The 13,914-nt window shown below is 47.7% G+C and carries 9 protein-coding genes; 2 read left to right on the forward strand and 7 right to left on the reverse strand.

The genetic code is table 11. The features are described 5' to 3' along the window. Positions 1–27: 27 nt before the first annotated feature. A complete protein-coding gene (gene glpK / locus IEY09_RS16245) occupies positions 28–1,512 on the reverse strand; it encodes a glycerol kinase GlpK (RefSeq protein WP_188871871.1) in 1,485 nt (494 codons plus the stop codon). A 286-nt stretch (positions 1,513–1,798) separates the two neighbouring features. Between glpK and IEY09_RS16250 the strand changes: the two genes are divergently transcribed. Further along, positions 1,799–3,085, forward strand: a complete 1,287-nt coding sequence (locus IEY09_RS16250; protein ID WP_188871873.1) for an NAD(P)/FAD-dependent oxidoreductase — start codon at positions 1,799–1,801, stop codon at positions 3,083–3,085. A gap of 60 nt (positions 3,086–3,145) precedes the next feature. On the opposite strand, the gene IEY09_RS16255 is transcribed toward IEY09_RS16250, so the two are convergent. The 5 genes from IEY09_RS16255 to leuA form a co-directional block, all read right to left on the reverse strand. Next, the gene (locus IEY09_RS16255; protein ID WP_188871875.1) at positions 3,146–4,492 is read right to left on the reverse strand and encodes an outer membrane protein transport protein; all 1,347 of its coding nucleotides are present in this window, start codon (positions 4,490–4,492) and stop codon (positions 3,146–3,148) included. 529 nt (positions 4,493–5,021) lie between these two features. Then, complete coding sequence (gene leuD / locus IEY09_RS16260) at positions 5,022–5,627, reverse strand: 3-isopropylmalate dehydratase small subunit (protein ID WP_047534496.1); 606 nt, start codon at positions 5,625–5,627, stop codon at positions 5,022–5,024. Between the two features lie 24 nt (positions 5,628–5,651). Next, on the reverse strand, positions 5,652–7,076 hold the full coding sequence (gene leuC, locus IEY09_RS16265; protein WP_188871877.1) for a 3-isopropylmalate dehydratase large subunit: 1,425 nt from the start codon (positions 7,074–7,076) through the stop codon (positions 5,652–5,654). After that, positions 7,076–8,170 (reverse strand): 3-isopropylmalate dehydrogenase, encoded by a 1,095-nt coding sequence (gene leuB / locus IEY09_RS16270; protein ID WP_047534490.1) that lies wholly within the window; start codon positions 8,168–8,170, stop codon positions 7,076–7,078. Before leuB ends, leuC begins: the two co-directional genes overlap by 1 nt. Before the next feature lie 51 nt (positions 8,171–8,221). Further along, the gene (leuA, locus tag IEY09_RS16275) at positions 8,222–9,790 is read right to left on the reverse strand and encodes a 2-isopropylmalate synthase (protein ID WP_188871879.1); all 1,569 of its coding nucleotides are present in this window, start codon (positions 9,788–9,790) and stop codon (positions 8,222–8,224) included. Between the two features lie 498 nt (positions 9,791–10,288). Between leuA and IEY09_RS16280 the strand changes: the two genes are divergently transcribed. Continuing rightward, entirely contained in the window at positions 10,289–12,076 is a 1,788-nt protein-coding gene (locus tag IEY09_RS16280) for a diguanylate cyclase domain-containing protein (protein ID WP_188871888.1), read from the forward strand. On the opposite strand, the gene recQ is transcribed toward IEY09_RS16280, so the two are convergent. Continuing rightward, a complete protein-coding gene (recQ, locus tag IEY09_RS16285; protein WP_109277830.1) occupies positions 12,058–13,881 on the reverse strand; it encodes a DNA helicase RecQ in 1,824 nt (607 codons plus the stop codon). The genes IEY09_RS16280 and recQ overlap by 19 nt on opposite strands. Positions 13,882–13,914: the final 33 nt, after the last annotated feature.

The raw sequence follows: 13,914 nt of genomic DNA on the forward strand, positions 1-13,914 counted from the left end.
CCTTATGTGTTTTAAGCCTAAACGAAACTAAGAACGCGTTCTTGCCACCGCATCTTGCCAACCAGCGTATAACTGCTCCCTTTTACTCACATCAATATTCGGTTTGAAGTGTTTATCGATACAGGCCTTATGCTCCAGCTCAGTTACCGAGTGCCAAAATCCAACGGCCAGCCCTGCTAAGAATGCCGCACCCAAAGCGGTCGTTTCACAAACACTCGGCCGTAACACTTCAACATCGGTAATATCTGCTTGAAATTGCATTAAAAAGTCATTTGCGACCGCGCCACCATCCACTTTCAAACGCTTTAGGCTGACGCCACTGTCTTTGATCATGGCATCGAGCAAATCCTTGCTCTGGTAGGCAATCGACTCTAATGCCGCGCGGATAATATGATTACGGTTAGCACCGCGCGTTAATCCAAATAATGCACCACGGGCATTGGGGTCCCAATAGGGTGCGCCGAGCCCCACAAAAGCGGGGACTAAATACACCCCATTAGTATCCGCCACTTTAGAGGCAAAATATTCGGTATCGCTGGCGTCGCGAATAAGTCCCAGCTCATCCCGCAACCATTGAATAGTCGCACCGCCCATAAATACTGAGCCTTCGAGGGCGTAGTTCACTTCACCTTGCGCACCTACCGCCACTGTGGTTAATAAACCATGGGATGAACGCACGGCGTTGTTACCTGTGTTCATCAGCAAAAAGCAGCCTGTACCATAAGTGTTTTTGGCCATTCCCGGCTCAACACAGAGCTGGCCAAAGAGCGCCGCCTGTTGATCGCCCGCAATCCCCGCCAGTGGAATTTCACTGCCCTCACCGGCAATACGGGTTGTGCCATAGACACTGCAGGAAGGTTTTACTTCGGGCAACATGGCGGCAGGAATATCGAGCGCCTCAAGCAGCTTACTATCCCAACTCAAGCTATGGATGTTAAACAGCAACGTGCGAGCGGCGTTGGTGGGATCGGTCACATGCACTTTGCCTTCCGTGAGTTTCCACAGTAACCAAGTGTCAACCGTACCAAATAACAGTTCACCTCGTTTGGCCTTCGCACGTGCATCCGGCACATTATCTAAGATCCATTTGATCTTAGTGCCTGAAAAATAAGGATCGAGTAAAAGGCCGGTATTCTCACGCACATAATCTTCTAAGCCGTGCGCTTTCAGTTGCTCACAGATCTCAGCGCTGCGGCGACACTGCCAGACAATGGCATTGTAAACCGGTTTACCGGTTGCCTTTTCCCAAACAACGGTGGTTTCCCGCTGATTGGTAATACCAATCGCCGCCACTTCATCGCTGTGAATCCCCGCTCGAGCCAACGACTCAATAAGCACTGAACTTTGGCTTGCCCAAATCTCCATTGGATCGTGTTCAACCCAGCCGGGATTAGGATAAAGTTGAGTAAACTCCCGCTGTGAAACACTGACAATATTGGCATCGTGGTCAAACACAATCGCTCTTGAGCTGGTTGTGCCTTGATCTAGGGCCACCACATATTTCTTTTGCACTGTTATTTCCTTCCATTACACCAAGCAGAAATCAGAGAAGCGATGCAAGACATTCCACTCGGGATTTATCATGGGATTGAATATATTCGTAATAATCCCGCTTGACCAGCGCTCTATAAATCAGAGCACCATCCCAACTAATTGATAAAAAGCATTGTAATTCGATTGCAAAAAATGACATTCCTTCTACGCTTAAGTCATTAGAAAAATCTAATTGACCATATTTAGATAACACAAAGACCAAGGTAGGTTGTTTGTTAACAATATCGATTTGAAGGAATAGATAATGAAAAAAATCATTGTGATTGGGGCGGGATTAGGTGGCGTATCAGTGTCATTTGAACTCAAACAACGACTACCCTCCGATTGTGAAATCGGCGTGATAAGTGAGGGCACTGATTTTCAATTTGTGCCTTCTAATCCTTGGGTCGCCCTCGGTGAACGTACACGTGAAGACATTAGCCTACCCATTGGGACTTACTTGGCTAAACGCAAAATAAGTTATTCGGGTGAAGGTGTTACCCATATAGACCCACTCAACAAAAAGCTCACTTTAGGGGATGGTACAACAAATAATTACGACTATTTAGTCATCTGCACAGGCCCTAAACTCGCCTTTGAAAACGTCCCAGGTTCGGGCCCTGAAGGGTTTACTCAATCTATTTGTACCATTGATCACGCCGAAAAAGCCTATGAATGCTTTCAACAACTGCTCGCAAAACCCGGCCCAGTGGTAGTAGGCGCATTGCAAGGGGCAAGTTGTTTTGGTCCAGCCTATGAGTATGTGTTATCCCTAGAAAGCTTATTACGTAAACATAAAGTTCGTCAGCATATCCCTATTACCTTTGTGACCAGTGAGCCCTATGTGGGTCATATGGGGCTCGGTGGCGTTGGGGACTCTAAGTCACTTATGGAACATGAATTTAGAGAACGTAGCATCAAGTGGATTTGCAATGCTAAAACAACCCACTTTGAATCAGGTATGGCTTATGTTGACGAATTGGATCGAAAGGGCGAAGTAGAATTCCAACATACCTTACCCTTCTCCTTGGCGATGTTTTTACCGCCCTTCAAGGGCAGTGCAGCCATTGCATCGGTACCTGAGCTATGTAACGAGAAAGGCTTTGTTCTCACCGACTCCTTCCAACGATCACCACGTTACCCAGAAATCTATGCCGCTGGAGTTTGTGTCGCGCTGCCACCACTGGAAAAAACCCCCGTACCGATTGGCGTACCCAAAACAGGTTTTATGATTGAATCGATGACGACAGCAATTGTGGATAACATCCTTGCGAACCTAAAAGGAGAGCCACCACAAACCCACCCAACACTCAACGCCATTTGTTTAGCTGATATGGGAGATAAGGGTGCCGCCTTTGTGGCTCTCCCCCAAAATCCTCCCCGCAATGCTAACTGGACATCTATGGGTAAATGGGTACATGTGGCCAAAATTGCCTTTGAGAAATACTTTCTCTACAAAGTCCGCAATGGCACTAGCGAACCTATTTATGAAAAATATGTACTCGGCAGTTTAGGCATTCACCGCACCCACGAGCCTAAGGAACCGGAATAACAGATCAGCGTCAGACAAAAAAGCCCTGAAAATTCAGGGCTTTTTTAATCAAACTTGATATTACATCTTGTAGCTCATTTGGATACCAGCTAACCAAACATTACCGCTCGCTTCACCGTTAAAGTTAACAGTCGCGAGGTTTAACAGATTTTGCTGCTCATTAATTGGCGCATCACCCGTGGCGCGGATATAAGTCAGCGCGAAATCAACATTCAGGTTTTTAGTTGCCTGATAACCGGCACCAACAGAGAACCACAGACGATCTGAGTCAGGGATAGTCGTTGTACGCCATTCATTAGTTGCCGCCGTTTTATCTAAGGCCACACCCGCACGCACTAACCACTCATTGTTCACTTGGTAAGTCGTACCTAAAGCAAAACGCCAGTTATCTTCAAAGTGCTCTTCTTTCACTAAGTCAGACTCTAAACCACCCTTTGGTTTTACTTCACCAGGGAAGTAAGCCACTAACTGATCGAATACACTCCAATCGGTCCAGTTAACACTGGCGTGCATCGCCCAGTTATCCGTTAATTGGTGATAGGACGACAGTTCGGCAAACGCAGGTAACTCAAGGGGTAAATAACCTTCGATTGACAGATTTTGACCACCATCGTAAATCACTCCTGAAGCATGACCATCTAGATCAAGCTGCACGCCACTGTGGTAAGCCAAACCTAAACGATGGGCAGGGTTAATTTGCCAGCTAGCACCGAGTTGCCAACCGTAGCCAATGTCATCACCCTTCATGCTTTTGAGTTCAGTGCCACCAGGAGGCAGCATACCAGCTACTTGTGGAGGTAAACCGGGTTTAATTTTATCCACCCAGCCCGGTAACGAAGCACCGATTTCACCTTCGCCATAAACGATACGCACACCACCACCAACACTGACGGCATCATTGATGCGGTACGCAATGTTTGGATTAAACTCAACGGTCGTTACTGATGTCTTGTTACCAAAAATGGCCGCAGCATGGGTCGCTGGCAATTCAGTGGCGAGACCATAGTTAGAGTTTACCGCTAGACCCCAAGTCCATTGGTCATTTAACTGATTGGAATAATAGAAGTTAGGTACCAAAGCGTCATCGGCTACGTCGATAGCATCACCGTTCATCACGATTGGATTAGGACCAAGCAGAGGCGAGCTTAGGCTTACATCACCTTTTACATCCACATTTGGCATCACATAGATACCACCAGCAGATAACTGGCGACCTTCTAAATAGGTCAGCATCGCAGGGTTGCGCGCTTGTGCCGAAGCATTATCCGCCATCGCAGCTTCACCGGCGAAGGCACGGCCTAGGCCAGTTGCTGAGTATTCGGCAAGTTGAAAACCTGCGGCATGGACTTGAGTCGTTGTACTTAATAGGGCCGCAGTCACAGCCAAAGTCAGAAGACGTTTTTGCATCATTATTCTCGAAAAATATTATTGTTATCTTGTGCCATTCACGGGATCACAATGGCGCTCACACAAAATAGAGCAAACACTCCATATTGAATGCTCGGCAGTTTACTGATGCAGAAGATGTTTGCAACAAGCGAGAATAAAACAGATAAAAAAACTAGCCAAAACAATCTAATCAATATTTTTAGTGAGGCAAATCACTTTTAAAACAAGAATAATCAGTGCATTTCCAAAGATAGATTTGCTGAAAGCATTTTCAAGGCAAGCACCACAAGAGTTAAATTAATTTAAAAACAATAAATTAAATAACATAAAACTCATAAACACTTGTAAGCCATTTTATTCATAAAAATTCAGCACAAATCACTATCGATCATTTTCCTTACCATACAGGAAAGTCACCCTTCATTTTAAACTAATAAATACAATAAATTACATTTAGCCGCTTAAGCAGAAATAACAAAAACGCCTAGTTTTCGAACTAGGCGTTTAAGATTAACATCTATTAAGGTACAAGTGTTCGCCGAATAGCTCAGCGTCGCCAACTTGGGATTTGTGATTCGTATTCGCTGATCTGCGTCCCGTGGGATAAGGTCAATCCAATGGCATCTAATCCATTCAGCAATTTATGTCGCGCCGACTCGGCCAGTGTAAAGCTAAACTCAGCGCCAGAAGGCGATGTCACCTTACAAGTGGTTAAGTCGACGGTGATTTGTGCGCCTTCTTCGCTCGCCACCTCATCCATTAACTGACGCACTTCACTCGCGCTAAGCTTCACCGGCAGTAAACCGTTATTGATGGAGTTTCCATAAAAAATATCGGCAAAGCTCGGGGCGATAATGGCGCGCAGGCCAAAATCCGCCAATGCCCACGGGGCGTGTTCACGGCTAGAACCACAGCCAAAGTTTTCCTGCGCCAGCAGAATCGAGGCGCCGCTATAGCGAGGTTTGTTTAGGGTGAACTCAGGGTTTGGCACATCTCCCGCATCATCGAAATAGCGCCAATCGTGAAATAAGTGCACGCCGAATCCATCGCGCGTCACCTTAGATAAAAATTGCTTTGGGATAATTTGATCGGTATCGATATTGGCGCTGTCGATCATGACCGCAAGCCCGGTATGGCAAGTAAAAGGTTGCATTAACTTCTCCTGTTGGGATGACGGTTAGTAAGGTTTACGGATATCGACAAAATGCCCAGCAATCGCCGCTGCAGCAGCCATCGCCGGACTCACCAAGTGCGTGCGACTACCACGGCCTTGGCGCCCTTCGAAGTTACGGTTGCTAGTCGAGGCGCAGCGATCACCCGCTTCTAATCTGTCATCGTTCATCGCTAAACACATAGAGCAGCCCGGTAAACGCCATTCGAATCCGGCATCAATAAAGATTTTATCTAACCCTTCGGCCTCGGCCTGCGCCTTCACTTGGCCAGAGCCAGGTACTACGATTGCCGTAACGCCCGCAGCCACTTTGCGCCCTTGCGCCTGTTTCGCCGCGCTGCGTAAATCTTCAATCCGCGAGTTAGTGCAAGATCCGATAAAGACCTTATTGATCGCCACAGCTGTCATTGGCGTACCAGCAGTTAAGCCGATATAGTCCAGTGCTTTTTCCATGCTAGCGCGAATTGTTGGATTCACCTCATCGGCAGGATTAGGCACTGGCGCATCGATAGCAACGACTTGTCCAGGGTTAGTACCCCACGTGAGCTGCGGCGCGATATCGGCAGCATCCAACACCACGGTGGCATCAAACTCAGCGCCAACATCGGTTTTCAGTGTTTTCCATTCAGCGACGGCTTGCGCCCAATCTTCGCCCTTGGGTGCAAATTCACGCCCTTCTAAGTAATCGAAGGTAGTTTGATCCGGCGCAACCATGCCCGCCTTAGCGCCCATTTCAATCGCCATATTGCAGACTGTCATGCGCCCTTCCATCGATAAGGCTTCAATGGCATCACCACAAAACTCAACCACATAGCCAGTGCCGCCATCCATACCTATCTTACCGATAATCGCCAGTACGATATCTTTGGCGGTCACGCCATCGGTGACCTGACCACGGACTTCGATTTTCATGGTCTTGGCTTTTAATTGGCGCAGAGTCTGGGTCGCCAACACATGCTCCACCTCGGAAGTGCCGATACCGAAGGCCAAGGCGCCAAAGGCGCCGTGGGTCGCGGTGTGAGAATCACCACAGACGATCACAGTGCCGGGTAAGGTAATCCCAAGCTCAGGCCCCATAACATGTACAATCCCTTGATTCGGATGGTGAATATCATATAAGCGTACGCCGAAGTCTTTACAGTTTTGCGCCAAGGTCTCGACCTGAGTGCGCGCCATCGGACTTAAAGCATCTAGACTAGCGCTGCGGGTCGAGGTGTTGTGATCCATGGTCGCGAAAGTTTTCTCCGGGGCACGTAATTTACGCCCCGCCACTTTTAAGCCACTAAAGGCTTGAGGCGATGTCACTTCATGGACTAAGTGTCTGTCAACATAAATGATCGGTGCTTCACCCTCGGGAATTGCTACAACGTGGGCATCCCACACCTTTTGATACAGGGTTTTCGGAGCGCTTGATATTGAAGGATTAGTCATTACACACCTGCCTTAACTGCATCGGCGATAAAGTTGCCCATTTCGACCGTCGATTTAGCCTTATGGCGTTGGTCGCTACTTAATAGCTCACCGGTTAAATAGCCAGAATTCAGCGCCTTAGTCACAGCACGTTCAATCGCACTTGCCGCCTCTTCTTGCTTTAAGCTGTGGCGCAGCATCAGTGCCGCCGACAGAATTTGTGCAATAGGATTAGCAATACCTTTACCTGCGATATCCGGCGCACTGCCACCAGCGGGTTCAAACAAACCAAAGCCAGTGCTATTCATGCTCGCCGAAGACAACAAGCCCATAGAACCCGTCAGCATGGCGATTTCATCCGATAGAATGTCGCCAAACAAGTTAGAGCACAGCATGACGTCAAACTCATCGGGGCGACGCAGCAACTGCATGGTCGCGTTGTCGATATAGATATGTTCCAGCTCAACGTCGGGAAAATCGACCGCCACTTCTTCGACCACTTGACGCCACAATACCGAGCAAGCCAATACGTTTGCCTTATCGACCGAAGTGACTTTTTTACGGCGTCCGCGAGCGGCTTCAAAGGCAATGCGCGCAATACGGCTAATTTCACGGCGGCTGTAACGCATGGTATCGAAGGCTTCTTCGCTCTCACCTTCACCTTGGCGCCCCTTAGGCTTGCCGAAGTAGATCCCACCCGTTAACTCACGCACGCAGAGAACATCGAAACCTCTTGCAGAAATATCGCTGCGCAGCGGTGACATATGTTCTAAACCATCATGCAATTTAGCGGGGCGTAGGTTACAAAACAGTTCGAAGTGACCCCGTAGCGGCAGCAGTGCACCGCGCTCGGGCTGATCATTGGGCGGCAGTTTTTCCCATTTGGGGCCACCGACAGAGCCGAATAGAATGGCATCGGCCGCTTCACAGCCTTTCAGTGTTGCCTCTGGCAATGGACAGCCATGATTGTCGATGGCGATACCGCCAACATCATATTCAGTGTATTCAATATTAAGACCAAAACGTGCCTCAACCGCCTTTAACACCTTACGCGCCTCGGCCATCACTTCAGGCCCAATGCCATCCCCGGCTAATACTGCAATTTGATAACTCATACGCCCGCTCACTCCTTCAATGTGAAAACTTTATGCTCGATATTACCTTGGCTATACGCCGCCCAGCTCTTTGTTTTTATGCATATTCTGTTTGTAATCTGCAACCTTATCGGCGCGGCATGTCAGGTTCATCACGTGCACTAATGCACGGGCAGATGCCTCAACCACGTCGGTCGCTAACCCGACACCGTGGAAATTTTGCTCATGGTAAACCGCGGTAATATCAACTTGGCCGAGCGCATTTTGTCCTACGCCCTTAGCACCCAATTTGTAGCTGATGATATCGATACGGCGGTCAGTCGCACGGGCGATAGCATTATAGGCAGCATCAACAGGGCCATTGCCTGTAGCGGCCTCAGTTTTAATCTCACCGCCGACATCAATACGTACCGTCGCCGTGGCCACGCCTTCGGTTGAGTCAGATTGCACCACTAACTGCTGTAATTGATAAAAGTTATCTTCTGCGGCTTGTGTCTCCATGAAGGCTAAGGCTTCTAAGTCATAATCGAAGACTTGGCCCTTTTTATCCGCCAATTTTAAAAACTGTTCGTACAGGGCATCCAAGTTGTAATCCTGCTCGCTGTAGCCCATTTCCTCCATGCGATGCTTAATCACATGACGGCCGGAGCGCGAGGTCATATTCAGATTGTTACGATTCAGGCCGATGCTCTCTGGCGTCATAATTTCATAAGTGTTTTGCGCTTTTAACATGCCATCTTGGTGAATCCCCGACGAATGGGTAAAGGCATTAGCGCCAACAATCGCCTTATTCGACTGGATTGGCATATTGCACAACTGGCTGACTAAATTTGAGGTTCGGTGAATTTCCTTCGCATTGATCCCCGTTTCAAACCCTAGCAGGTTCTTACGGGTCGCTAAGATCATGGCGATCTCTTCTAAAGAGCAGTTACCCGCACGCTCACCAATCCCATTCATGGTACATTCGATTTGGCGCGCGCCATGCTGCACAGCAGTAATCGAATTGGCGACCGACAGACCTAAGTCATCGTGGCAGTGAACCGAAATAATGGCTTGGTCGATATTCGGTACGCGATTAAACAAAGTTTGAATAATGCTGCCAAACTCGCTTGGCACTGTGTAGCCCACAGTATCTGGGATATTGATGGTGCGAGCCCCCGCGTGAATCGCCGCTTCCACCATACGGCACAAATTATCAATCGGCGTACGCCCCGCATCTTCGCATGAAAATTCAACATCATCGGTAAAACGACGGGCATATTTCACTGCACCGACCGCCATTTCCAACACTTGCTCGAATGAACGTTTTAATTTGCTCTCAACATGGATGGTCGAGGTGGAGATAAACGTATGAATGCGGAACTGTTCAGCAACAGATAATGCTTGAGCGGCGGCATCAATATCTTTTTCCAAGGCGCGGGATAATGCGCACACTCGGCTATTTTTAATGGTGCGAGCAATGGTTTGCACCGACTCAAAATCACCGGGGGAAGATACGGGAAACCCGACTTCCATCACATCGACACCGAGACGTTCCAACGCCATGGCGATCTGTAACTTTTCTTTGACCGACAAGCTTGCCGCTAACGCCTGCTCGCCATCACGTAACGTGGTATCAAATATAATGACTCTGTTAGACATCGGGTTTCTCCATGGAACGTCACCGTTCATTATTTAACTTTTGCTGTATTCAGATACAAAAAACCCCGCAACATCGGTGCGGGGTTTATGAGTGTTTTGCCTATCTATCGAGCGAGCAACACTAAGACCTCCGCGTTTGTGGCGCGAGAGAGAGAAGGAGGAGGAGGTCGAGTTTGCTGCTAATTCTATTCATTTAAATTAAATATTTATTCTGTTGATTGAATATTGCTTTGGTTAATATTTAACTTGCTTGGCTAAATGTGTCAACCCCAATTTTTTTCATGTTCCTTAATATATCTGCTGCAAAATGGCAGAAACAGATATGTTTGTCTCAAGGTTGTATTGTTAATCCCTTGCAATACAAGATAAATAAATTAAATGCTGCACCTCAAACTTTTAACAAAAAAATCATTTTTTATGCAAAAATAACCTGAGACACGTTATAATCCTCGCCCGAAGTTACGGATACTAGAATAAATGCACGGTATGGAGCAAAAAATGGATTTTCGCGTCTTAGCGCTGAGCCTATTATTGTGGCTTGTGCCATTATGGGCTTGCGCTAATGAGCAGTTAGATAAATTGACATGGGAAGTTTATCAGTATCCAACCAAGGCTTTGGCACAAATTACCGCATTAGAAAAACTGCAATCCACTCAATCCACTGATAATAAAAACGATATCGATAGGCTCCGCCTCAGTATATTGAAGTGTCAAAACCTGTTACAACTCGGTGAAAATGAAGCGGCGATTAATCTTGCGCAAATGGGTGAAGCCCATGCTAAACTGCTTAAGTTAGATCAAGCACGCCCCTATTTTTTGAATTGTCAGGCCGATGCCTATCTAAATTACGACAATATTAAAGATGCATTACCCATACTGGACTCCGCAATCACTCTTGCTAGGCGCTACCAGCAGCCCCAAGCCCTGATCGATGCACTCCGCTTGAGGGGGCAACTGGATACCAATACGGATAATTTTTCCTCCGCGATTGAAGATTTACGCATCGCTATTGATATCTATCCCGATATCCATACTCAAACGCAAAATTGGGTCTGGCCGCCAGAGGGATATGTCTATGCTGCGATGGGGAATTTACTCTATGCCACCGAAGATTTACCCCAAGCCATGTATTACGCCAAGCTTGCGCTAAAAAGCGCTGATGCCCAAGGAAAAGTCCGGCATATATTACTGCGAAATGCCGCGCGGATTGCACTAGATAATGGTGAGCGTGAATATAGTGATCAACTAGAAAAACAAGCCAAAACTTTACTACCAGAAATAGGCTCCCCACTTGAACTCGCCTACAGCTATGCCATTCTGGCTTCAATTTCCCTTGATAAAGGCAAAATTGATACAGCCGAAGAGTATATCTCCATTGCAATGAACACTTTTAAGCAGCAAAAGCAACAGGTTGCCATGATGCGTTCGACTCGTTTACTCGCTCAAGTACGATTTGCGCAACATAGGGATGAAGCAGCGCTAACACTCATGCGCTCTGCCATTGAACAAGGCGAAACGCTTAAGCAATATACTGATCTTAAATGGTTTTATGGTATATTGAGTGATTATTACCACACTCAAGATAACTACAAACTCGCCTACGAATTTTTACAAAAGCGCTTCGATGCCGCAGAACTGGCTAACGAATCAATAAACAACATGCGAATTTTGCAGTTTAAAGCCAGATTAAATCAGCAGGGATTACAGCAACTCAGCGCAGATGATCCACAGAGCAATCCCACCTTACTGGATGAGCTGAATGTAGATTGGGCCTTTAGTACCTTGTTTTTAGTGAGCATGACACTCTTAGGTGGCGCCATTTGGTACTTTATTGATAAGCAAAATAAACACGCCCCATCACCTGACACCAAATCCAAGCGCCTTGCACCTATTCAGCAGCTTGAGCTCACCCTGCATAGTGCCAAACAGGGCGCTTATCCACTGACATTATTACTTTTTAATGCTAGCCAAATTCGCCAAGTCGATCTGCCAACCTTGATCGATAAATTACAAGATAAACTCCGTGAGCAAGACATACTATTACGGTATTCGATGGATGAAATTGTGATAGTGCTACCTTACACTTCCGCCCGCGGCGCACAACGAGTCGTCAACCAATTAACGCCCACAATTCAAACATCACAAGGATCAAGCAAGGTCAATATCGGGATTGCAGTGATGCAACAGTTTGATACGTTGGATTCTTTAGTGAAACGTGCCAATATCAATCAACTCAGCAAACTCAAGGTGACCGATACACAAAACGACTACTCCCCCGCTAAATAAGCGGCTATTTCGTCGAGGAACTCACCGCCAAATCGACTGAGTTTACGTTCCCCCACGCCATTAACTGCCAGCATTTCCCCAGGGCTTGTCGGCATCATAGCCGCCATTTCCGCTAAAGTAGCATCGTTAAACACCAGATAAGGCGGCACATCCTGCTCTTCGGCAATGGTGCGGCGCAGTGTTTTAAGGCGGGCAAATAACTTGCGATCATAGTTAAGCGGCACTCTCGACTGTGTCGTTTTACGCTTTATGCTGGTGAGTTGGATACGCGGCTCAGCCAACATCAACGCCACCTCTCCCTTCAATATTGGCCTTGCAGAGGGATTTAAGGTGATGGATGAGCCACGAGTAATATCTTGACTCGCTAAGCCCAAATGGATCAGTTGGCGAATAACGCTCAGCCAATATTCATGGCTCTTATCTTTACCAATTCCCCAAGTGCTGAGCTTATCGTGGCCACGATCAACAATCGCTGCGCCCTTAGAACCTCGCAAGACTTCGATTAAGTGATTAATACCAAAGCGTTGTCCGAGTCGATAAATACAAGAAAGCACCTTCTGCGCATCTTCGGTGCCGTTATAACGCTTAGGCGGGTCAAGACAAATATCACAGTTACCACAGGGTTCTAATGCGCTTTCATCGAAGTAATGCAACAGCACTTGGCGCCGACAGGTTTGCGCCTCGGCAAAGGCGGCCATGGTATTGAGTTTATGGAAATCTACCTGCTGCTGCGGCCCTGGCTCCGATTGCTCGATAAGATGGCGCACTCGCCCAATATCGGCAGGATCGAACAACATAAAGGCTTCGGCCTCGAGTCCATCACGGCCCGCTCGGCCAGTTTCTTGATAATAGGCTTCGATACTCTTCGGGATATCGTAATGCACCACAAAGCGCACGTTGGATTTGTTAATCCCCATACCAAAGGCGACGGTCGCAACGACAATATCTATTTGATCTTTAAGGAAGCTATCCTGCACTTCGCCGCGCTCTTCTGCCGTCATGCCCGCATGGTAAGCCTTAGCATGAAACCCTTGCAGGGTGAGCCTTTCTGCCACCTCATCCACGCGGCGTCGACTGCTACAGTAGACTATGCCGCTACTGCCATTTTGTTGCAGTAAAAACTGTCGTAATTGATTCGCGGCATTGAGCTTTTCGGCAACCGTATAGCGAATATTGGGCCGATCGAAACTCGATAGTAATTTAAAGGGATTAATCCCTAGGCGCTCGCAAATATTTTGTCGCGTCGCCTGATCCGCGGTGGCGGTGAGCGCCATCATTGGCACATGGGGAAAAAGCTGCTTTAACTGCCCAAGGGCGGCATATTCGGGTCTAAAATCATGCCCCCACTGGCTGATGCAGTGCGCCTCGTCAATAGCAAACATCGACAGCGGCAAGGAGCGCATGCGCTCGATAAAATCAGCCGTCAGCAACCGCTCAGGGGACACATACAGCAGTTTTAGCTCGCCTCGATGCAACTGCCTAAGCACCTCTACACTCTGCTCCCGCGGCTGCGATGAGTTTAAATAGGCGGCATTGACCCCCGTCTGCAACAGGCTGTCGACCTGATCTTTCATCAATGAAATCAGCGGTGATACCACGATAGTGATGCCAGGCATCAGCAGTGCGGGCAACTGGTAACACAGACTCTTACCGCCGCCAGTGGGCATGATCACCAGGCAGTCCTCACCACTGCATACACGTTCGATAACCTCGCGCTGACCGTCCCTAAAGTCACGGTAACCAAACACCTGCGCCAGGCGTTGAGACAGCGGATCATCATGTATGTCGAGTAACTGAGTTTCCATGGATCTTCTAGCTAAAAAGTAAGGGCGCCTATT

It is taken from the genome of Shewanella xiamenensis, assembly GCF_014647135.1.
GTDB classification, from domain to species: domain Bacteria; phylum Pseudomonadota; class Gammaproteobacteria; order Enterobacterales; family Shewanellaceae; genus Shewanella; species Shewanella xiamenensis.

Coding starts and splice junctions, on each gene's coding strand:
- IEY09_RS16250 (WP_188871873.1), top strand. CDS start 1,799: ATGAAAAAAATCATTGTGATTGGGGCGGGATTAGGTGGCGTATCAGTG.
- IEY09_RS16255 (WP_188871875.1), bottom strand. CDS start 4,492: ATGCAAAAACGTCTTCTGACTTTGGCTGTGACTGCGGCCCTATTAAGT.
- leuD (WP_047534496.1), bottom strand. CDS start 5,627: ATGCAACCTTTTACTTGCCATACCGGGCTTGCGGTCATGATCGACAGC.
- leuC (WP_188871877.1), bottom strand. CDS start 7,076: ATGACTAATCCTTCAATATCAAGCGCTCCGAAAACCCTGTATCAAAAG.
- leuB (WP_047534490.1), bottom strand. CDS start 8,170: ATGAGTTATCAAATTGCAGTATTAGCCGGGGATGGCATTGGGCCTGAA.
- leuA (WP_188871879.1), bottom strand. CDS start 9,790: ATGTCTAACAGAGTCATTATATTTGATACCACGTTACGTGATGGCGAG.
- IEY09_RS16280 (WP_188871888.1), top strand. CDS start 10,289: ATGGATTTTCGCGTCTTAGCGCTGAGCCTATTATTGTGGCTTGTGCCA.
- recQ (WP_109277830.1), bottom strand. CDS start 13,881: ATGGAAACTCAGTTACTCGACATACATGATGATCCGCTGTCTCAACGC.